Here is a 20,268-nt window from a genome sequence, read left to right on the forward strand (position 1 = left end):
CTCAGTGGAGGTCCCTCAGCAGGAGGGCGGTTTCGAGCGCGGCGATGGCCGACTCATACCCCTTGTCCTCCTTGCTCCCTGGGAGCCCGGAGCGGTCCAGGGCCTGGTCCAGGGTCTGGCAGGTGAGGACGCCGTTGCCGACCGGCGTCTCCTCGTCCAGCGAGATCCGGGTCAGGCCCGCGGTCACCGAGTCGCAGACGTAGTCGAAATGCGCCGTCTCGCCCTTGATGACCGCGCCCAGCGCCACCACCGCGTCGCAGCGGCGGGCCAGCGCCTGGGCGACCACCGGGATCTCCAGCGACCCTGGCACCCGTACCACGGTGGCCGTGGCGCCGCTGTCGTCGCAGGCCTGCACGGCCCGCGCCACGAGCTGGTCGGTGATCTTGGCGTGCCAGCTGGCCGCCACCACCCCCACGCTCAGCCCCGAGGCGTCGGGCGCCGCGGCGCCCGGCCGTCCTTCTCCGCTCATGAGGCCTCCCAGATGTGCCCCGAGATGTGATGGCCGAGGCGGTCGCGCTTGGCCAAGAGGTATCGCTCGTTGTGCGGGTTCATCGCCACGGGCAGGGGCTCGCGGCCGAGGACCTTGATGCCGTACCCGTCCATGCCCTTGAGCTTGGCCGGGTTGTTGGTGAGCAGCCGCACCGACTTGACGCCGAGGTCCGCGAGGATCTGCCCCGCGTTGGAGAACTCCCGCGCGTCCACCGGCAGCCCCAGCTCGACGTTGGCGTCGACGGTGTCGCTGCCGTTGTCCTGCAGGCTGTAGGCCTTGAGCTTGGCCAGCAGGCCGATGCCCCGGCCCTCGTGGCCGCGCAGGTAGACGACCACGCCCCGGCCCTCCTCCGCGATGGCCGACATGGCGTGGCTCAGCTGCACCCCGCAGTCGCAGCGCAGCGAGCCGAACACGTCGCCGGTCAGGCACTCGGAATGGGCCCTGACCAGGATGTTCTCGCCGCCTTCCAGGTCGCCGTAGACGAGCGCGACGTGCTCGCCGCCGTCGAGCGCGCTGGCGTAGCCGTACGCCCGCCACATCCCGTAGGCGTTGGGCAGCCGCGTCTCGGCCACCCTCGTCACCATGCTCTCGGCCCGGCGGCGGTAGTCGACAAGCTGCTCGATGGAGACCAGGGCCAGGTCGTGCTCGTCGCAGAAGCGGCGCAGCTCGGGCAGCCTGGCCATGGTGCCGTCGTCGTTGACCACCTCGGCCAGCGCGCCCGCGGGCGACAGCCCGGCCAGCCTGGCCAGGTCGACGGCGGCCTCGGTGTGGCCGCGCCTGGCCAGCACGCCGCCCTCCTGGTAGCGCAGCGGGAAGATGTGCCCGGGGCGCACCAGCTCGTTGGGCTCGGTGGCGGAGTCGGCGAGCGTGCGGATGGTCTTGGCCCGGTCGGCCGCCGAGATGCCCGTGGTGACGCCGTCGCGGGCGTCCACGGTGATCGTGTACGCCGTGCGCATGCGTTCCTTGTTGTGCACGACCATGAGCGGCAGCCCGAGCCGGTCGAGCTCCTTGCCTTCCATGGCCACACAGATCATCCCGCTCGTGTGCCTGATCGTGAACGTGCACACGTCGGGCGTGGCCTTCGCCGCGGCGAAGATCAGGTCACCCTCGTTCTCCCGGCTCTCGTCGTCGACGACCACGACGGGCTTGCCGTTGCGGATGTCCTCGATGGCCCGCTCGATCGGGTCCAGCTTGATGTCGCTCACTGCGCCACCGCCACACTGAGCTCGGCCGTCCGGTATTCGCGCAGCCACTTCACGAACCCGACGACGACCAGCACGAAGAAGATCCCGTACACCCAGCCGGAGACCACCAGCCCCGAGCTGAACGCCAGCGGCACGCCCACCAGGTCGACGGCCACCCACACCATCCAGAAGTCCACCAGCGCCCTGCCCTGCGCCCAGGTGGCCATCGCGCTGCCCACGAAGATGTAGGCGTCGGCGGCCACCAGGAAGGCGCCCTTGGGCAGCGGCACGTGCGCGCCCCACGACAGGCCGGTGACGAAGAACAGCAGCCCGACCACGGCGGTGCCCACCAGCATGACGCCGATCAGCAGCGAGCGCTCCCACCACTGCGCCGGCCGGACGGCGAGCTGCTTGCCGTCCTGCGTGCCGCGCCGCCACGCCCACCAGCCGTAGACCGCCAGCCCGGCGAACAGGGCCTGCTTGAGCGCGTTGCCGGTGACGTGCGCGTTGATCGAGGCGATGAACAGCAGCGCCGATCCGGCGAACTGCACCGGCCAGGTCCACATCGACTTGCGCATGGCGAGCAGGACCGTCGACAGGGCGGCGATGTTGCCGATCAGGTCGGTCCAGAGCACATGGGTGCCGAATACGTCGAATCCAGCGTCGGCCCAGTTCATTGCCTGACCACCAGCCTTTCCACATACTTCGCGATCACGTCGACCTCGATGTTGACCACGTCGCCGATCCGGCGCTCGCCCATGGTGGTGAGCTGGAGCGTGGTGGGGATGAGGCTCACACCGAAGCTTTCGTCGTCAACCGTCGTCACCGTCAGGCTGATTCCGTCGATCGCGATCGAGCCCTTCTCGGCCACGTACGGGCTGAGCGCCTCGGGGAGCGAGAACCGCACGTCGTCCCATCGCTCGCCGGGGTCCCGGGACAGCAGCACGGCGGTGCCGTCCACGTGGCCCTGCACGATGTGGCCGCCGAGGCGCTGGTCGGCGCGCACGGCGCGCTCCAGGTTCACGGAGGAGCCCTGGACGAGCCCGCCGAGGGAGCTGCGGTCGAGGGACTCCCGCATCACGTCCACGGTGAACACGTCGTCCTTGACCTCCACGACCGTGAGGCACACGCCGTTGACCGCGATCGAGTCACCGTGCTTGGCGTCGGAGGTCACGACCGGGCCGCGCACCGACAGCACGGCCCCGCCGCCGGCCTGTTCGATGGCGACTACTTCGCCCTTTTCCTCAATGATTCCGGTGAACATCACTACTCCCTGCCTGGTTGGGGGCGAGCCGGGCGATCAGCCGTATGTCCGGCCCAATAGGGGAAATTTCGTCGAATGTCAGGCGGTGGACCTCTCCGATCGTGCTCACCCCGGCGGTGCCCAGCGCGGCCCGCCCGGAGCCGAGCAACGCGGGCGCGACGTACGCGACCACGCGGTCGACCAGGCCCCGCCCGAGGAACTCGCCGGCCAGCGTGGGGCCGCCCTCCAGGAACACGCTGACGATCTCGCGCGCCGCCAGCTCTCGCAGGAGGGCGTCCAGGTCGAGGCCGTTCTCGTGGCGGGGCAGGCGGAGCAGGTCGGCCTTGAGGTCGGTGTCGGTGTCCTCGGCGACGGCGACGAGCGTGGGCGCGCTGTCGTCGAGCACCCTGGCCGACTGGGGCGTCCTGGCGCGGGTGTCGACCACGACCCGCAACGGCCCCGGCCCACCCGCCTTCCGCCCGTCGCGAGCCCCGCCACCGGCGCCCTGACCACCCGCGTCCTGACCGCCGGCGCTCGCGGCAGGACGCACAGCCGCCCCACCGCCGGGGGGACGTGCGGTGAGGTGCGGGTCGTCGGCGAGGACGGTGCCGATGCCGGCGACGATCGCGTCCGAGGCGGCCCGCAGCCGGTGCACGTCGGCCCTGGCCTCCGGCGAGGTGATCCACTTGCTGGTCCCGTCCGCGGCCGCCGACCGGCCGTCCAGCGTCGCCGCGAACTTCCACGTCAGGTGCGAGCGCCCGAGCCGCGCGTACGTCAGCCACTCCTCGTTGACCAGCGAGGCCTCGGCGGCCAGCACTCCGGTCGTCACGGACACGCCCTGCGACCGCAGCCGCGCCGCCCCGCCGGCGGCCTTCGGGTTGGGGTCGGCCACCGCGATCACCACCCGCGCGACCCCGGCCGCCAGCAGCGCCCGGCTGCACGGTCCGGTCCGCCCGGTGTGGTCGCAGGGCTCGAGCGTCACGTACGCGGTGCCGCCGCGCGCCCGCTCCCCTGTCTGTGCCAGCGCGACGACCTCGGCGTGCGGCCCGCCCGCGTACGCGTGGAACCCCTCGCCCGCGACCTGACCGGAAGCGTCGAGCACGACGCAGCCGACGACGGGGTTGGGGCTGGTGGTGCCGTGTCCGCGCGCGGCCAGCTCGACGGCGCGCGCCATGTGCACGGCGTCCTGCGGGGGGATCTCCACCCGGGTCTCCTACTCGCCAGTAGCTTCAAGCCACGGCGGGCCCCGGGGGATTTTCTGCCGTGATGCGCATACGCACCACGGCAAGCGCCCGGCTGGGACGCCGGACACTTCGCGCGCTTCCTCCCATCCGGACTTTAACCGTCGGTCCCGGAATTTCACCGGGTCAACCGGCCGATGGCATCGGCCGGGTCGCGGACTTTAACCGCCGGTTCGGAATTTCACCGACCCCGGAGCACGCTAGCTCTCTTCCGCTACCAGTGTGCCATGTCCGAAATGCCGCGCGCGACCACCCCTACCCCCTAGACCAAGCGCTAGGTTCAGGCGGCCATGAGCCGGCGCGCCCGCCGGGCGGCCGGGCTGTAGAGGACGTCCCCGGGGACCAGCCCGATCCCGGTGTGCAACGTGCGCAGCGTGGCAGTGGCCCACAGGTCGCCGACCGGCGTGGCGGGCAGCCCGTACAGGCGCCTCCCCCAGCGCGGCAGCGTGGCGAACGCGAGGAACGTCAGCGCGGGCAACGCGGGCTTGAGCGGCGTCAGCTTGAGCGGGAGGGGCGCGTTCAGCGACAGGCGGAGCGGATGGGCCGCCTCGGGCACGAACCGCAGCCCCGGACGCGCGGCCTCGATGTAGTCGTGCAGCTCGGCCACCGATCCTGGAACGTCCTCAGCCTTCAGCCCCACCACCTCCGCGGCCCGCCGCCACTCCGCGACGAACGCGTCCGCCTCGGCGTCCGTCAGCCGCACCCCGGCGCGGCGGGCGACCGACAGGTAGGAGTCGACCTCGCCTACGTGCACCCAGCGCAGCGCGTCGGGCTCGTCGAGATGGAAGGTGGTGCCGGTGTCGGGGTCGTAGGCGGTCAGCCTGGCGTGGATCTTGCGCACGCGCCGTCCCGCCCGTTCGACCTCGGCATTGGTCCCGTACGTACGCACGCGTACGAACTCCGTGGTCCGCACGAACCGCGACCAGGCCTCGTGCGGATCCATGAGCGCGGAGTTCTGCAGCACACCGCGCATCGCCCTCGGATGCAGACCCTGCATCAGCAGCGCCCTAATGCCGCCCACCAGCAGGATCGGCTCGCCCATCACCCGCCACGTCACCGAGCGGGGACCGAAGATCCCATGGTCGCCCATAAGTGAATGGTTACCCGGGGATCGACCGATCTATGCGTTCTTGACCGTAGCGGCGGCGCGGAGGGCGTCGACGGCCGAGGCCGGATCGGAGGCTCCGTAGACGGCGCTGCCCGCCACGAACACGTCGGCGCCCGCCTCCGCGCAGCGCTCGATGGTGCCGGCGTCCACTCCCCCGTCCACCTGCAGCCAGACCCGCCCGCCGTGCCGCTCGATCATCTCCCGGGCCCGCCGCACCTTGGGCAGCACCCCGTCGAGGAACTTCTGCCCGCCGAAGCCCGGCTCCACGGTCATCAGCAGCAGCATGTCGACCTCGCCCAGCAGGTCTTCGTACGGCTCCACGGGCGTGGCCGGGTTGAGCGCCAGGCCGGCCCGGGCGCCGAGCGCACGGATCTCGCGCAGGGTCCTGATGGGCCCCTTGGCCGCCTCGGCGTGGATGGTCACGCTGCCCGCCCCCGCCTCCGCGTACTGCGGCGCCCAGCGGTCGGGGTCGTCGATCATGAGATGGCAGTCGAGCGGCGTCGAGGTCGCCTTGCGCAGCGCCTCGACCACGGGCAGCCCGATGGTGAGGTTGGGCACGAAGTGGTAGTCCATGACGTCGACGTGCAGCCAGTCGGCGTTGGGCACGGCGGCGGCCTCATCGGCGAGCCTGGCGAAGTCGGCGGCGAGAATGCTGGGCGAGATCTGTACGGCCATGATTCCCCAAGTCTAGTGAACGGCCGGCACCCGGCTCTCCCGGGACATCAGTCCGAGCCTGATGAACGTCACCGGCGCCCCCACCTGCACCCAGAGCGCCAGGAGCGCGTACCCGGCGTACCTCGTCACGCCGGTCTGCGGCAGCACCTCGCGCTGGGCGTGCCAGATGAGCCCCGCCACGAGCGAGCCCAGCAGCCAGCGGGCGGCCCGCACGCCGAGCGGCCCGCCCGCGTCGAACCAGCCGAGCCTGTCCATGATCGACGTGCCGGCCAGCATGCCGAACAGCCCGCCCGACATGGCGACGATGGTGTCCAGGCTCTCGGGCGCGATCGTGCCGGCGCTGCTCCACGCCACGGGTGGCGACCATCCGGCGTAGGGCGCGTTGGCCAGCACGGCGGCGGCGAGCAGCGCGCCGGAGACCGCCACCGAGCCGGTCAGCTGCACCCACAGCGCCTGCCGCCGCCACCACGCCGTCGCGGGCCGCTCCAGTTTCAGCACGAGCACCAGTACGGCCAGCCCGAGCAGCACCCCGGCCACCACGTCGGAGATGAAGTGCACGCCCAGGTACACCCGGCTCAGGCAGACCAGCCCGATGACCGCCGCCCCCGTCCACCACGCCCACGGCCTGCCCGCCGCCGCCGCGAGCCTCGTCACGCCGGCGGTGCCGATCTGCGCGTGCCCGGACGGCAGCCCGAAGGAGCCGCTCTCGACGGAGAACGGCTGGATCCCCGCGTCGATCCAGTACGGCCTGGGCTGGTGCAAGGCGAGCTTGGCGACCGCGTTCGTACCGGCGGACACCAGAACCGTGAGGCCGAGGCGCACTCCTAGGGCCGGGTTGACGCACCAGTAGAGCACTGGCAGGCACACCAGGAAGAACGTGTCCGTGCCGAACACGGACACGCCCTCCATGACCGGCCGTACCGCGTCGGACCACCGCTGGAGCCAGACGATCGGCTCCAGCTCCATCATGTGCAGCTCGTCCAGAAGATCCACGCCACCGATCGGACCACATCAGCCGGCGATCCGCCCGTCGAACGCCTTACGCGACGGGACGGTTACCCGCCAAAGCACCGACCAGACCACACCGGCGCAGCACCGCCCGACAGACACCACACGCGACAAAGGCTGGCACCAGAACGCCGATCCGGCCGCACCTGCCGGAACCCGCCCGGCACATGCCAGGACGAACGCACGACAACGCCAGGAACGCCGATCGCACCACGCCGGGCGAGAAACCCGCCCGGCGGGCGCCTCACGCGACGGGTCGTTTGCGCAGCAACGCCAGGAACATGGCGTCGGTGCCGTGCCGGTGCGGCCAGAACTGGACGTGCGGGCCGTCGCCCAGGTCTTCCACCTCGGGCAGGTAGTCGCGGGCGTCGAGCTGTTCGACGTCGGACCTGCGCGCCATGACGTCCGCGACCACCACCAGGGTCTCGGCCAGGTGCGGTGAGCAGGTGACGTACGCGACGACGCCTCCGGGGCGCACGGCGTCCAGCGCGGTGCCGAGCAGCCGCCGCTGCAGCTTGCCCAGCTCGGCGATCCCGGCCGGGTCCCGCCGCCATCGCGCCTCCGGCCGCCGCCGCAACGCACCCAGCCCGGTGCAGGGCGCGTCGAGCATCACCCGGTCGAACACCCCTGGCCGCCACGCCGGCTCGGTGCCGTCGGCCGTCACCACGGCCGCGTCCCTGGTCGTCTGCCAGACCAGCCGGGCCCGGTGCTGCTGCACGTCGGCCGCCACCAGCCGCGCTCCCCCAGGAAACGCCACGGGACCGTCACCGGCCGCCGAACCAGTAGCCTCAGCACCCCCACCGGCCGCCGAACCGGGGGCCTCCACACCAGCGCCAGCCGCCGAACCAGTGGCCTCCGCACCAGCGCCGAACGCCTCCAAGCCCTTGGCCGGCTCCGGGCCGCCGGGCGCATCCGCCTCCACTTCGCCGGCCGCGCCTGCGCCGGCGGGAGTGGGTGGGTGCGGACGCTCCTTGCTCAGACCCGCGAGGTCACCGTGGGTGGCGATGGCGTCGAGGAGGCCCGCCTTGCCGCCGGGACCCGCGCACATGTCGAGCCACACCTCGTCCCCGTCCCCCTCGAGAGGGACCCGGGTCAGGGCCAGGGCCACCAGCTGGCTGGCCTCGTCCTGGACGGCGGCACGCGTCTCCGCCACGGCCTCGATCTGCCCGGGATCGCCCTCGCGCAGGTGGGCGGCGTACGGCGAATAGCGGGCGGGCATGGCGCCGACGTCTTCCAGCTCCGCCACCGAGCTCCGCCCGGGCCGGGCCACGAGAGTCACCAGGGGACGGGCGTTGTCGGCGTCGAGCAGGTCGGCCATCTCATCGGGACGGCCGAGGGCGTCGCGGAAGGCGGAGACGATCCAGCGGGGATGGCCGTAGGCGATGGCCAGGTGGCCCACCGGGTCGTCGGCCGGGTCGGGCGCGACGATGGGGATCCATTCTTCGAGCGTCCTGGAGCCGATCTTCCGCAGCACCGCGTTGACGAACTTGGCCGCCCCGGCGCCGATGCGCAGGCGTACCAGATCGACGGTGGTGCCGACGGCCGCGTGCGGCGGGACGCGCATGCGCAGCAGCTGGTGGGCGCCCAGCCGCAGCGCGTCGCGCACGTCGGGATCGGGCGCACGGTCGCTGCACATCTCGATGACGGCGTCATAAGTGCCGAGCCCGCGCAGCGTCCCGTACGCGAGCTCGGTCGCCAGCGCGGCATCGCGCCCCTTGATGCCGCGGTCGCGAAGGAGCCGTGGCAGGAGCAGGTTGGCGTACGCGTCGCGCTCGTCGACCGCGCGCACGACGTCGAAGGCCGCGTTGCGTGCCTGGTCGCGTGCCGGTCTCGGTGGCCTCCGCGCACGGCTTCCGCCGCCCCTGCCTCCGGTCCCTTGGTCCCCCCTCGTCCTCATCCCCTCAGACTTTCCTTCATGCCTTGGACGGCAGCCTCTCGAGCATCTCGCCGAGCAGCGCCCTGACGTCGATCATGTCGCTCTTGAGCCCTCCGACATCCGTCTTGAGGACCGTCTTCAGCTCTTTGACATCGACCTTGAGCTCCGCGACATCCGTTGTGAGCCCCCCTACATCCGCCTTGAGCCCTGAGACATCCGTGGTGAGCCCTGAGACATCCGTCTTGAGCCCAGCTATATCCGTCTTGAGGACCCCGACATCCGTCTTGAGGACCCCGACATCCGCCTTGAGCCCTGAGACATCCGTGGTGAGCCCTGAGACATCCGTCTTGAGCCCAGCTATATCCGTCTTGAGGACCCCGACATCCGTCTTGAGGACCCCGACATCCGTCTTGAGCCCCGCGACATCGACCTTGAGCTCCGCGACGTCTGTCTTCAGCTCCTTGACGTCGGCCTCCAGCACGGCCACGCGGCCGTCGAGCACTTCCAGCTTCTCCCTCGTCTGCATAGCCAGGCCGAGGGCCTTGTCGGTCTTCTGCTCGATCCGCGCCGCCTTCCCCTCCGCCTTGAGCATCGACCGGTCCATCCGGCGGGTCCAGCTGGTGATGTCGCGAATCCGGTCGCGCGCATCACAGATCGTCGCAAATGCGACATCCTGGTCCTCGCGGAGGTTGTCCATGCGCGCGATGAGCGCCTGCGCTTCGTTACTGGTTGTAGTCATGGCGTCGATGTTACAGAGCGCATCATGCTCGACACGCGGCGTCACTTGAAGATCTCTTTACCCTCTGGGCGAACCCCGCGAGCCCACTCCACGGCCCCCATCACCCGCTTGCCCTGCGGCTGCACCTCACCCAGCTCGACCGCATCGGTGGCGGTCCCGACCAGCACTTTCGTCTTCGTGGCGGCGATCTCGCCGGCGGGCAGCCGCTCCTCGGGAACCACCCGCACCGGCCCCAGCTTCACCCGCTGACCGCGGAACTCGGTCCACGCCCCAGGGGCGGGTGTGCAGGCGCGGACGAGCCGGTCGACGTGCAGGGCGGGCTTGGTCCAATCGACGCGGGCGTCGGAAACGGTGATCTTGGGTGCGATCGTCACCCCGTCGGCGGGCTGCGGCCGGGCCTCCAGGGTGCCGTCCTCGACGCCGTCGAGGGTGGCGGCGAGCAGCCCCGCCCCCGACACCGACAGCCGCTCCAGCAGCGCCCCGCTCGTGTCGGTGGTGCGGATCTCCTCGGTCACCACGCCGTAGACGGGCCCGGCGTCCAGCTCTTTGACGATCTGGAACGTCGTCGCCCCGCCGATCTCGTCGCCGTGCAGGATCGAGTGCTGCACCGGCGCGGCCCCGCGCCAGGCGGGCAGGATCGAGAAGTGCAGGTTGATCCACCCGTGCCGGGGGATGTCGAGCGCCGACTGCGGCAGCAGCGCACCGTACGCGACCACCGGGCAGCAGTCGGGCTCCAGGGCGCGCAGCCGGTCGAGGAAGCCGGGGTCGCCGGCCTTGACCGGGCGGAGCACCTCGATGCCCGCCTCCTCCGCGAGCTCGGCCACCGGCGAGGGGTGGACCTTGCGGCCCCGGCCCGACTGCGCGTCGGGGCGGGTGACGACCGCCACCACCTCGTGGCGCGGCGAGTCGATCAGGGTCCGCAGCGACGGCAGTGCCGTCTCGGGTGTGCCCGCGAAGACCAGACGCATGCTCTCAGAGTGCCTTTCCGCCGGTGGCGTGCGGCGAGACCTTGATCACGGGGGCGGCCAGGCCGCTCCACTCGGCCTCACGGACGGCCTTCATGGCCAGCTTGCGCTGCTTGGGGTCCATGCGGTCGATGAACAGGATCCCGTCGAGGTGGTCGGTCTCGTGCTGGAAGCAGCGCGCCATCAGGTCGGTGCCCTCCAGCGTGACGGGCTCGCCGTGCATGTTGAAGCCCTTGGCGACGGCGCGGATGGCCCGCGGCGTCGGGTATGACAGGCCGGGGAAGGACAGGCAGCCCTCCTCGCCCTCCTCGTCCATCTCCGAGGACAGGTCGAGGTCGGGGTTGATCACGTGGCCGAGCTGCTCGTCCACGTAGTAGGTGAACACGCGCAGCCCGACCCCGATCTGCGGGGCCGCCAGGCCGGCGCCCGGGGCGTCCATCATCGTGTCGGTGAGGTCTTTGACCAGCTTGCGGAGCTCCTTGTCGAAGTCGACGACCGGGGCCGCCGGGGTGCGCAGCACCGGGTCTCCGAACAGCCGGATCGACTGGATCGCCAAGGGGGTTACTCCGTTCTCACGCGTGGATCAACCCAGTTTAGTGTGCTCGAGCGAGCGCGCCTTCATCGCGGCCTTGCGCGCCGCCTTGACCACGGCCTGGTCGTCGTGGGCGGTGGCGAGCATGTCGAGCACGGCGATCGTGTCAGGGTGGCCCGTCCCCGGCATCTCGCCGACCAGCTTGATCAGGTCTTCCCCGGGCTCGGGTGTGTCGATGCGGCCCGCGGCGGGCCCCGACAGATGCATGAGGGCGGCCAGGGAGTCGACCGCCAGCCAGGTGTGGTCCTCGGGGCTGAGCGTGGGGGCCTCGAGGTCGCGGATGTGCAGCCAGGAGGCGGCGTAGCGGCGCATGAGCGGGTCGTCGAGGGCCTGCCTGACGGGCTTCTCGGCCTCCGGGCCCAGCTCCTCGAGGATGGCCCCGACCGCGCCGCGCTGCCCCGCCGTACCGGACGCGGCTATCTCGATCAGGTCGTGGGCCGCGGACTCCGGCGAGCGGCGCTCCAGCCACCCGGCGACGGCGCTCTGCGTGGCCGAGCCCTTGACCAGCGCCTCCACCAGCTCGGCCGCCGACAGGTCGGCGAACACCTCCACCTCGGCCGTCGTCGGCGCGTCGTGGCCCTCACGCAGCAGGTCGCGGCGGATGGCCCAGACGCCGAGCGGGGTCAGCGCGGTGCGGCCGGCGGCGGTCTGCTCGACGAGCCCGCAGTACGCCAGCAGCGAAAGCGCCTCCAGCAGCTCGGCGGGCAGCGCGGCGGCGAGCCGGCGCATCTCGACGGGGCCGGGCGCGCAGGCCACCTCGTGGGACTGGAGTATGCCCCTGGCGAGGTTGGCGGTGGCGACGCCGGAGCGCACGGAGTAGATCGTGGCGAGCATCTCGGCCAGGTGGCCGTCGACCACGGCCGAGCCCGTCAGGCCCTCGTCGGCACGGTCGAGCACGTCCATGACCACGCCGTCCCAGAACTCCAGCGTGGCCTCGACCGTGAGCTGCATCGACAGCGGGCCTCTTGAGGCGCGGCCGCCGAGGATCTGGAGCAGCCCGGTGTTGACGGCGACGATCCAGATCAGGCGCAGCCGGGAGGCGGGCAGGCCCAGCTCCAGGACGGCGGCCTCCGCGTCCGCCTGGGTCAGGTGCCCCTCCGTGGTGACGTCGCGGGTGCCCGTCCAGCCGGTGAGCCTGATGGCGTCGGCGACGAGCGGCACCGCGGGCACCGCCGCGGCCAGCTCCGCGTCGGGCGCCGGCAGCACCGGCGGGAACGTCAGCGCTTCGTGCTCCACGGAAGTCTCCTCAGGAGGCCGTGGCGGCACGGCGGCCTGCTCATCGATCAGCTTGCGCAGCTCGGCGAGGTCGAAGACGTTGTTTGCCACCCACGAAACTTACTGCACAGCAGTCACATGAGCGTACTCAACGGATGGCGCGGGACCGGGCTTTGAACGCCGCCTTGCGTGCCGCCTTCGCCACCGTGCCGTCGGAGATGGAGCGTCCGAGCAGCTCCAGGACCTCGACGACGTCGGGGTGATCGACCCGCCACATCTCCTCGATCATATGGGCGGGCGGGCCGGAGGCGGCCATGTTCTCGGCGAAGTTCTCGGGGTCCTCCTCGGCCGCGGGCATCGCGAGCGCGAGCATGTCGACGCTGACCCAGAGCAGCTCTTCCTGGGTGAGCTGCGGCGCGGGCAGCCCTCTGGCGGCCAGCCAGTGGATGGCGTGCGGGCGCAGCTCCTGGTCGTCGAGGTAGTCGCGTACCTGCGGCTCGGCCGCGGCGCCCAGCCGGTCGACGATGGTGATCGCGATGCCGCGGGCCACGGCGGGCGCGCCCGAGGCGGCGGCCAGCAGCTCGGCCGCGGCCTCGCCCGGCGACCTGCCGGTCAGCCAGCGGTCGATGTCCTGCTCGGCGAGCTCGGCGGGCACGCCTTCGAGCAGCCCCTCGATGAGCCCGAGCGCGTCGGATTCGGCCAGGTCGGGGGCCTCGGGCGCGTCGAGCCCGAGCGACAGGTAGTGCCGGCGCAGCCCCCAGACGGCCAGCGGGGTGAGCTCGGCGCAGTCGCCCGTGACGTGGATCATGCCGTGCCGGGCCAGGTGGCCGAGCGCGGCGTCCAGGTCGGCCTCGCCGTCGCCGGCGAACTCGTCGAGGTAGTCGCGGATCGCGGTGAGCGGCACGCGCACCTGGACCCGGTAGAGCATGTCGAACAGGTCGTAGAGCCCCTGGTCCGCATCGTCCTCGAGGAGCGAGGCGACCCGCTGCGCCCAGGCGTCCAGCGGCTCGCCGGTGTCGGGCAGCGGGTCCTCGGCCAGCACGGGTACGGTCTCCAGCGCCGCGAGCAGCTCCTCCCGTGAGGCGAGCCGGGCGGCGGGCAGCGGCGTGCACCCGGGGCAGTCGCAGGGCGCCTCGCCCAGGTCGGGCACCTCGCCGGAGGGGATGGCGATCGCCTGCTCGAGCGACTCCGGGCCGATGGAGCTGAACAGGGTCTTGGCCATGCCGAAGTTCGCCTGGTCGGCGAGGGCCTCGGGCATGCGCGGCGCGATGTCGTCGAGCCTGTCGCGCATGAGCGCCACCGTCTCCTCGGACACCGCGCCCGACTCGCTGAGGTAGTCGACGAGGGTGCGGGCGGCGGCGACCGTCTCCGGAGCGCTCTCCGGGGGCGCGATGACCTTGCGCGGGTAGATGGACAGCAGCAGCTCGTCGAAGGTCTCGGGGGTGAAGTCACCCAGTTCGTTGACGTTGAGGTAGTCGCTGGCGTAGTCGCAGAGCAGGCGGACCTCGTCCGCGTCCACCTCGACTTCCCGCGCGCGCCCCCAGGCACGCAGGGCGTCGATGGCCCGGTTCACCCATTCGATCGACACAGGGGCACGCTAACGGCTGGTCTTCAGATGAGCGAATCGGGGAAACGGTCTAAATCAGGTCGAGCGGGTCGACACTTACCTTCACGACATCTGGCGTCTTACGCGCCGCACGCACCCCACTGGCCCCTTTGAGCGCGGCGGCCAGCGCGGCGCCGCCGGATCGCCGTACCCGGATCATGGCCCGTTCCAGGCCGGACTCGTCCACGGGGACGGGGCCGAGCACCTGGGCGCCAGAGGGGAGGCGTACCTCCTCGAGCATCTGCCTGACCGCGCTCGCCGCGCCCGTGAGCGTCGCCATCCGCACCGCGGGCGGGAACCCCAGCTCGGCGCGGTCGCCCAGCTCGCGCTCCGCGTGGGTGACGGGGTCCCACCGCAGCAGCGCCTGTACGGCGGGCAGCGCGGCGTCGCCGAGCACCACCAGCTCGGCGGCGGGGCGGAGGAGGGCGGCGGCGTTCATCCACCGGCGGACCGTCTCCTCGGCCGCCCTCAGGTCGGCCCTGCCCAGGAGCGCCCACCCGTCGAGAAGCACGGCCGCCGCGTAACCGCCCCGCGCCACGGGCTCGGCGCCGGGCGTCGCCACGACCAGGGCGCGGGTGTCGGGGACGGTGGCCAGGACGCCGTCGCGGCCCGACGTGCGCACCTGTACGGAGGGGAAGGCCCTGCCGAGTTCCTCCGCCGTACGCCTGGCGCCGGTGACCACGGCGCGGAGCCTGGGGCTGCCGCAGGACGGGCAGCGCCAGTCGGCGTCCACCCGGCCGCACCAGCGGCAGTAGGGGGCCGCGTGACCACCCCTGAGGGCGAGCGGCCCGTGACACAGAGCCCTCGGCCAGTCCGAGCCCTGGGCCGCCGGCGCGCCCATCGCGTCCGGGGCCGCGATCCCCGCGCCAGGCAGACCCTCCGTCGACGCCGCCGCACCGGCGCGCCCCATCGTGGCGCCGCCGGACGCGGCGGAAGGACCCGCGGAGGGCGCGCCCAGCAGCGGTATGGCCGTCCCCGCCGAGCGGACGGCCGCGGCGGTGGGCGGGTCGGGGAACGGAACGGCCGTCCGGGTCGGGGGCAGGGTGCACCGGGCGGGGGCGCGGCAGTGCCGGCAGGCCAGGGCGGGCAGGTAGCCGCGTCTGGGCACCTGTACCAGCACAGGCCCGCTCTCCAGGCCCTGCCGGAGTGCTCGCCAGGCGATGCTGGGAAGCCTGGCCTGGCGGGCCGCCTGGTCCTTGGCCAGCTCGGCGTCCTCTCCCGCGGGGCGTACGCGGGGGGCGAGGCTCCTGATCGTCGTGCGGGCGGCCACGATGGGCCTGGCCCACCGGCCGGCGACGAGCTGGGTGGCCTCGGCGGTGCGGGCGTAGCCGCCGATGAGCATCGCCGCGCCCGTCCTGTGGGCGCGCAGGCCGAGGACCTCCCGGGCGTGCGGATAGGGCGCCAGGCGCTCGGCGTGCAGGTCGTCTCCGTCGTCCCAGATGGCCACCAGGCCGAGATCGGAGACGGGCGCGAACATGGCGGCCCTGGTGCCGACGACGGCCCGTACCTGCCCTCTCAGCACCTTCAGCCACCGCCTGTAGCGCTCGGCCGGGCCCAGGTCGGCGGTGAGCGCCACGTGCCTGTCCGGGCCCAGCACCCGCTCGAACTCGCCGTCGGCCAGCGCCACGTCCTTCCCGTCGGGCACCACGGCGACCGCGCCCTTGCCGCCGTCCAGCGCCGCCCGGACCGCCTCGGCCATCGCCCCCGCCCATCCCCTGGCGCCGGGCAGTGCCGACCACACGGCCCGGGGCGCGCGTCCGTCGCGCAGCGCGTCGAGGAAGGAGGGGCCGGTGGGGTACGCGTCCCAGGCGCTGTCGCCGGTGGGCGGTTCCGCGGCTGGAGGCTCCTGCTCGGGCGGCACTTCCGACTCGGCCTTGGCGTGGCGGGGCGGGACGGCCAGGCGGAGCACGTCGGTCAGTGTGCCCGCGTACCGGTCGGCGACCGCCCTGGCCAGCCCGGCGATCTCAGGCGTGAGCACGCGTTCTGGGGAGACCACGCGTTCGAGCGGCATGAGTCTTCCGTCGTGCTCGCTCTCGGCGGCCCGTTCCAGCAGGAACCCGTCGACCAGCTTGCCCGCGAACCGCACCCGCACCCGCACCCCCGGCTCGGCCGTCTCGTGCATGGCGGCGGGCACCAGGTAGTCGAAGGGGCGGTCGAGGTGCGGGAGCGGGCTGTCGACCGCGACCCTCGCCACGGGCCGGTCAGGGGCGGGTACGGGGGCGCCTTTGCTGTCCTTCGACGACGCTGGGGGCCGCACGGCGTCGAGCGGCAGAAGGGCGTCGTCGGAGTCGGTCACGCATAACGTCTACCAGACCCGACCACCCGAAACCTCCGCCACTCACATGCCCGGATCGCCACGCGCGCACGTCCGGAGCGTCACCCGCGGCCCATGCGGCGCGCCCGAGGCCGGACCCTGGCGGGGGCGCGCTCCGATGCCACGCGAGATCACGTGGCGGCGCTCCCCGCACGCCGAGGTGAGCCATATCGCCACCAAGCCGGAAAGCTGCGCCATCGCACGGCAGGCAGCACCGAATCGCCACAGAACCGGAAGGCCCGGGCCATCGCACGGCAGGCAAAGTGGTGCCGCCACCTGGCCCCATCAAGCCGCGTCGTCGCCGGCCACCTCACATCGGTGCGAGCGGTGCGGCAACGCCCCGCATCGAGTGCGATGAGCCCACGGCGGCATCATCCGGTGACGGCGCCGACCGGCGATTGGGATGGCTTGCGGTGGCGGCGGGCCGGCACATGACGCGGTCATCCCACGGCGGGGTCAACCCACCGTGGGATCAGCCCGCGATGAAGATCAGAGGCCCAGGGCGGTGCGCAGGGCCTCGGCGCGGTCCGTGGACTCCCAGGAGAAGCCCTCGCGGCCGAAGTGTCCGTAGGCGGCGGTCTCCGAGTAGATCGGGCGCAGCAGGTCGAGGTCGCGGATGATCGCCGCCGGGCGCAGGTCGAACACCTGGAGCACGGCGTCCTGGATCTTCTCCACCGGCAGCTTCTCGGTGCCGAAGCACTCCAGGAACAGGCCCACCGGCTGCGCCTTGCCGATCGCGTACGCCACCTGCACCTCGCACCGGTCGGCGAGGCCGGCGGCGACGACGTTCTTGGCGACCCAGCGCATGGCGTAGGCGGCCGAACGGTCCACCTTGGACGGGTCCTTGCCGGAGAAGGCGCCGCCACCGTGGCGGGCCATGCCGCCGTAGGTGTCAATGATGATCTTGCGGCCGGTCAGGCCGGCGTCGCCCATGGGGCCGCCGATCTCGAAGCGGCCGGTCGGGTTGACCAGCAGGCGGTAGCCCTCGGTGTCGATCTCGAGGCCCGCCAGCACCGGGTCGACCACGTGCTCCTTGATGTCCGGCGTCAGCATCTCCTTGAGGTCGATCTCCGCCGCGTGCTGCGTGGAGACGACCACGGTGTCCAGCCGGACCGGGGTGTCGCCGTCGTACTCGATCGTCACCTGGGTCTTGCCGTCGGGACGGAGGTAGGGCACCACGCCCGTCTTGCGCACCTCCGACAGCCGCTGCGCCAGCCGGTGGGCCAGGGTGATCGGAAGCGGCATCAGCTCGGGGGTCTCGCGGCAGGCGTAGCCGAACATGAGCCCCTGGTCGCCCGCGCCCTGACGGTCCAGCTCGTCGCCGTCGCCGTCGACCCGGTGCTCGTAGGCGCTGTCGACACCCTGGGCGATGTCGGGGGACTGCGCGCCGATGGACACCGACACGCCGCAGGAGGCGCCGTCGAAGCCCTTGTGTGAGGCGTCGTAGCCGATCTCCAGGATCTTCTCCCGGATGAGGGCCGGAATGTCGACGTAGGTCTCAGTCGTGACCTCGCCTGCGACATGGACCTGGCCGGTAGTGATCAGCGTCTCGACCGCGACCCGGCTCCTGGGGTCGTCCTTGAGCATGGCGTCGAGAATCGCGTCACTGATCTGGTCAGCGATCTTGTCCGGGTGGCCCTCTGTGACCGACTCGGAGGTGAACAGGCGACGTGACAACTCAGTGGCTCCTCATGCAGCGGCTGCTGACGGATGTAAGGCCCAGGACGCATGGGCACGCCTGAGCCTCGCCGAAGTCTAGCCCTACCCGGCGCCGGGGCGCGAAACCGTCCACTATCTGGCTTCCCATCACAGCTCGGGCAGAGGGTCGGGTGGCAGGGTCTCCGGCGCGAAGATCTCCGCGTCGGCGGCCGCCACCACGGCGGCGTACTCCTCATCGAACTCGAACGCCATCGAGTCTAACTCGATGATCGGTCCAGGCAGGATAGGGCCGAGCCTGGTGTCTCTCGGGAAGGCCGCGAGCACCGCGACCGGCCGATCGCTCCTGAGCGTCCTTGTGGCCAGCACCGAGATGGCCGAGTCGGTGACCACGATCAGGAAGTTCCCCGTCCCCGTCTGCCCCGCGGACACCGCGGGAAAGACGTAGTGGATCTCCTTGTGGTCGCCGAGCAATGTTCTACAACGATCCCTGACAGCAGAACCCACCGGCATTCCATCCCCCTTCGTCCCAAGTATTTGCAGGCGAGGGAAGATGTAGCAATAGACGATCAGGTAATCGGTCTTACACACTTTGGGGGCATTTGCGGGGCGCAGGTCGCCCTTTGCGGACGTACGGCCGGTACCGGAATCCCGCGGGTCAGGAGAGCCGGGCGGCGACCAGGTCCCACACGGCGTCGGCGACGTCCTCCTTGGGCCCGAACGGCACCTCGACCGGCTCGCCGCCCGCCACCAGCACGGTGGCCGCGTTGTCCGGGGTGCCGAAGGCGAGGCCCTCCCCCACCTGGTTGACGACCAGCAGATCGCAGCCCTTGCGGGCGAGCTTGGCCTGCCCGTTGGCGAGCACGTCGTGCGTCTCGGCCGCGAATCCGACGATCACCTCCGGGCACGCCCCGCGCCCTCCGCGCGGTGCGACGCCATCAGGCCCCGGCTCAGGGCTCCGCGGGACACCGTCACCCGCATCCGCCTCGAGGTCCGGCCGCGAACCGCTGGAGGCGCCGCCGCCCCAGGGCAAGGCCGGGTCGCCCGCCGCTCCACCGCCGGCATGCGCTCCACTGCCCGCACGCGCACCACCGCCCGCGCGCGTTCCACCGCCGGCATGCGCCCCTGCCGCGCGGGCGGCGCCGCGGAGGGCGCCGAGCTCGGCGAGGATGTCGGGATTCTTCGTCAGATAGACCGGCTCTGGCTCGCCGTCCGTCTTCTTGATCTTCGTCTCGTGCCGCGTCGCGGGCCGGAAGTCGGCCACCGCGGCGGCCATCACCACCACGTCGGCGTCGGCAGAGGCGGCGAGCACCGCCTCGCGCAGCTCGGCCGCCGACTCCACCCGCACGACCTTGGACCCGGCGGGGTCGGGCAGCGCCACGTTCGCCGCCACCAGGGTCACCTCCGCGCCCCGGGCGGCGGCCGTGCGGGCCAGGGCGTACCCCTGCAGCCCCGAGGAGCGGTTGCCGATGTAGCGGACGGGGTCGATCGCCTCGCGGGTGCCGCCGGCGGAGACGACGACCTTGCGCCCGGCGAGGTCGCGAGGCCGGCCCCGCAGCACGCGCAGGCAGATCTGGAAGATCTCGGCCGGGTCGGGCAGGCGGCCGGGGCCGGTGTCGGCTCCGGTGAGGCGGCCCACGGCGGGGTCGAGCACGACGGCGCCCCGCTCGCGCAGCGTCGCGACATTGGCGCGGGTGGCGGGGTGCTGCCACATCTCGGTGTGCATCGCGGGCGCGAACACGACCGGGCACGTGGCCGTCAGCAGCGTGTTGGTGAGCAGGTCGCCGGCCAGCCCGTGGGCCGCTCTCGCGAGCACGTCGGCGGTCGCGGGCGCCACCACGACGAGGTCGGCCTGCTTGCCGATCCGGACGTGGGGCACCTCGTGAACGTCGTCCCACACCTCGGCCGACACGGGGTTGCCCGACAGGGCGGCCCAGGTGGGCGCGCCCACGAACTTCAGCGCCTCGCGGGTCGGGACGACCCGCACCTCGTGCCCGGACTCGGTGAACAGGCGCAGCAGCTCACAGGCCTTGTACGCGGCGATGCCGCCGCTGACGCCCAGGACGACCTTCATCGAAGGGGTCAGACCGCGCCTTCGATCGGCTCGGCGTTGAGTAGACCCTCGGAGACCTCGCGCAGCGCGATGGACAGCGGCTTCTCCTGCGCGTGCGTCTCGACCAGCGGCCCGACGTATTCCAGCAGGCCCTCGCCGAGCTGGGAGTAGTAGGCGTTGATCTGGCGGGCACGCTTGGCGCCCATGATCACCAGGGAGTATTTGCTGTCGACGATGTCGAGCAGCGCGTCGATCGGCGGGTTGGTGATGCCCTCCGCGGCCGGGGTGGTGCCTGCCACGATT

General features: G+C 72.1%; 19 protein-coding genes and 1 riboswitch. All 19 genes read right to left on the bottom strand.

Features of this window, described 5'->3' with window-relative positions; genetic code table 11:
• Position 1 precedes the first annotated feature (1 nt).
• On the bottom strand, positions 2–469 hold the full coding sequence (ribH, locus tag ACIBVN_RS11025) for a 6,7-dimethyl-8-ribityllumazine synthase (protein WP_397134986.1): 468 nt from the start codon (positions 467–469) through the stop codon (positions 2–4).
• Entirely contained in the window at positions 466–1,695 is a 1,230-nt protein-coding gene (locus ACIBVN_RS11030) for a bifunctional 3,4-dihydroxy-2-butanone-4-phosphate synthase/GTP cyclohydrolase II (protein ID WP_397134988.1), read from the bottom strand. The genes ribH and ACIBVN_RS11030 overlap by 4 nt, the downstream gene beginning before the upstream one ends.
• Complete coding sequence (locus ACIBVN_RS11035; protein WP_397134990.1) at positions 1,692–2,351, bottom strand: nicotinamide riboside transporter PnuC; 660 nt, start codon at positions 2,349–2,351, stop codon at positions 1,692–1,694. The genes ACIBVN_RS11030 and ACIBVN_RS11035 overlap by 4 nt, the downstream gene beginning before the upstream one ends.
• Positions 2,348–2,938 carry a riboflavin synthase gene (locus ACIBVN_RS11040; RefSeq protein WP_397134992.1) on the bottom strand — a complete coding sequence of 197 codons (591 nt, stop codon included), beginning with the start codon at positions 2,936–2,938 and terminating at the stop codon, positions 2,348–2,350. The genes ACIBVN_RS11035 and ACIBVN_RS11040 overlap by 4 nt, the downstream gene beginning before the upstream one ends.
• Positions 2,919–4,121 carry a bifunctional diaminohydroxyphosphoribosylaminopyrimidine deaminase/5-amino-6-(5-phosphoribosylamino)uracil reductase RibD gene (gene ribD, locus ACIBVN_RS11045; protein WP_397134994.1) on the bottom strand — a complete coding sequence of 401 codons (1,203 nt, stop codon included), beginning with the start codon at positions 4,119–4,121 and terminating at the stop codon, positions 2,919–2,921. Before ribD ends, ACIBVN_RS11040 begins: the two co-directional genes overlap by 20 nt.
• Before the next feature lie 109 nt (positions 4,122–4,230).
• A riboswitch (FMN riboswitch) is annotated at positions 4,231–4,361 on the bottom strand.
• Positions 4,362–4,438: 77 nt separating this feature from the next.
• Positions 4,439–5,248: an oxygenase MpaB family protein gene (locus ACIBVN_RS11050; RefSeq protein WP_397134996.1), complete on the bottom strand. Its 810-nt coding sequence runs from the start codon at positions 5,246–5,248 to the stop codon at positions 4,439–4,441.
• Between the two features lie 30 nt (positions 5,249–5,278).
• On the bottom strand, positions 5,279–5,941 hold the full coding sequence (gene rpe / locus ACIBVN_RS11055) for a ribulose-phosphate 3-epimerase (RefSeq protein WP_397134998.1): 663 nt from the start codon (positions 5,939–5,941) through the stop codon (positions 5,279–5,281).
• Positions 5,942–5,953: 12 nt separating this feature from the next.
• Positions 5,954–6,934 carry a phosphatase PAP2 family protein gene (locus ACIBVN_RS11060; RefSeq protein WP_397135000.1) on the bottom strand — a complete coding sequence of 327 codons (981 nt, stop codon included), beginning with the start codon at positions 6,932–6,934 and terminating at the stop codon, positions 5,954–5,956.
• Between the two features lie 259 nt (positions 6,935–7,193).
• The gene (locus ACIBVN_RS11065) at positions 7,194–8,846 is read right to left on the bottom strand and encodes an RsmB/NOP family class I SAM-dependent RNA methyltransferase (RefSeq protein WP_397135002.1); all 1,653 of its coding nucleotides are present in this window, start codon (positions 8,844–8,846) and stop codon (positions 7,194–7,196) included.
• Between the two features lie 16 nt (positions 8,847–8,862).
• Complete coding sequence (locus tag ACIBVN_RS11070; RefSeq protein ID WP_397135004.1) at positions 8,863–9,564, bottom strand: hypothetical protein; 702 nt, start codon at positions 9,562–9,564, stop codon at positions 8,863–8,865.
• 41 nt (positions 9,565–9,605) lie between these two features.
• Positions 9,606–10,532 carry a methionyl-tRNA formyltransferase gene (gene fmt, locus ACIBVN_RS11075; protein WP_397135006.1) on the bottom strand — a complete coding sequence of 309 codons (927 nt, stop codon included), beginning with the start codon at positions 10,530–10,532 and terminating at the stop codon, positions 9,606–9,608.
• A 4-nt stretch (positions 10,533–10,536) separates the two neighbouring features.
• The gene (gene def, locus ACIBVN_RS11080) at positions 10,537–11,085 is read right to left on the bottom strand and encodes a peptide deformylase (RefSeq protein WP_397135008.1); all 549 of its coding nucleotides are present in this window, start codon (positions 11,083–11,085) and stop codon (positions 10,537–10,539) included.
• A gap of 27 nt (positions 11,086–11,112) precedes the next feature.
• Positions 11,113–12,447 carry a hypothetical protein gene (locus tag ACIBVN_RS11085; protein WP_397135010.1) on the bottom strand — a complete coding sequence of 445 codons (1,335 nt, stop codon included), beginning with the start codon at positions 12,445–12,447 and terminating at the stop codon, positions 11,113–11,115.
• 37 nt (positions 12,448–12,484) lie between these two features.
• Positions 12,485–13,924, bottom strand: a complete 1,440-nt coding sequence (locus tag ACIBVN_RS11090) for a hypothetical protein (RefSeq protein ID WP_397135012.1) — start codon at positions 13,922–13,924, stop codon at positions 12,485–12,487.
• A gap of 49 nt (positions 13,925–13,973) precedes the next feature.
• On the bottom strand, positions 13,974–16,238 hold the full coding sequence (locus ACIBVN_RS11095; protein WP_397135014.1) for a primosomal protein N': 2,265 nt from the start codon (positions 16,236–16,238) through the stop codon (positions 13,974–13,976).
• A 507-nt stretch (positions 16,239–16,745) separates the two neighbouring features.
• A complete protein-coding gene (metK, locus tag ACIBVN_RS11100; protein ID WP_397135016.1) occupies positions 16,746–17,933 on the bottom strand; it encodes a methionine adenosyltransferase in 1,188 nt (395 codons plus the stop codon).
• Positions 17,934–18,062: 129 nt separating this feature from the next.
• On the bottom strand, positions 18,063–18,425 hold the full coding sequence (locus ACIBVN_RS11105) for a hypothetical protein (protein ID WP_397135018.1): 363 nt from the start codon (positions 18,423–18,425) through the stop codon (positions 18,063–18,065).
• A 145-nt stretch (positions 18,426–18,570) separates the two neighbouring features.
• Positions 18,571–19,986 (bottom strand): bifunctional phosphopantothenoylcysteine decarboxylase/phosphopantothenate--cysteine ligase CoaBC, encoded by a 1,416-nt coding sequence (coaBC, locus tag ACIBVN_RS11110; protein ID WP_397135020.1) that lies wholly within the window; start codon positions 19,984–19,986, stop codon positions 18,571–18,573.
• Positions 19,987–19,994: 8 nt separating this feature from the next.
• Positions 19,995–20,264 (bottom strand): DNA-directed RNA polymerase subunit omega, encoded by a 270-nt coding sequence (rpoZ, locus tag ACIBVN_RS11115; RefSeq protein ID WP_043638590.1) that lies wholly within the window; start codon positions 20,262–20,264, stop codon positions 19,995–19,997.
• Positions 20,265–20,268 lie beyond the last annotated feature (4 nt).

It is taken from the genome of Nonomuraea sp. NPDC049400, assembly GCF_044466425.1.
Lineage (GTDB): Bacteria > Actinomycetota > Actinomycetes > Streptosporangiales > Streptosporangiaceae > Nonomuraea.

Excerpts from the sequence above, each read along its gene's own strand:
- ACIBVN_RS11040 (WP_397134992.1), bottom strand. The coding sequence starts at position 2,938 with ATGTTCACCGGAATCATTGAGGAAAAGGGCGAAGTAGTCGCCATCGAA.
- ACIBVN_RS11105 (WP_397135018.1), bottom strand. The coding sequence starts at position 18,425 with ATGCCGGTGGGTTCTGCTGTCAGGGATCGTTGTAGAACATTGCTCGGC.
- rpe (WP_397134998.1), bottom strand. The coding sequence starts at position 5,941 with ATGGCCGTACAGATCTCGCCCAGCATTCTCGCCGCCGACTTCGCCAGG.
- ribH (WP_397134986.1), bottom strand. The coding sequence starts at position 469 with ATGAGCGGAGAAGGACGGCCGGGCGCCGCGGCGCCCGACGCCTCGGGG.
- fmt (WP_397135006.1), bottom strand. The coding sequence starts at position 10,532 with ATGCGTCTGGTCTTCGCGGGCACACCCGAGACGGCACTGCCGTCGCTG.
- ACIBVN_RS11070 (WP_397135004.1), bottom strand. The coding sequence starts at position 9,564 with ATGACTACAACCAGTAACGAAGCGCAGGCGCTCATCGCGCGCATGGAC.
- ACIBVN_RS11035 (WP_397134990.1), bottom strand. The coding sequence starts at position 2,351 with ATGAACTGGGCCGACGCTGGATTCGACGTATTCGGCACCCATGTGCTC.
- coaBC (WP_397135020.1), bottom strand. The coding sequence starts at position 19,986 with ATGAAGGTCGTCCTGGGCGTCAGCGGCGGCATCGCCGCGTACAAGGCC.
- ACIBVN_RS11065 (WP_397135002.1), bottom strand. The coding sequence starts at position 8,846 with ATGAGGACGAGGGGGGACCAAGGGACCGGAGGCAGGGGCGGCGGAAGC.
- ACIBVN_RS11050 (WP_397134996.1), bottom strand. The coding sequence starts at position 5,248 with ATGGGCGACCATGGGATCTTCGGTCCCCGCTCGGTGACGTGGCGGGTG.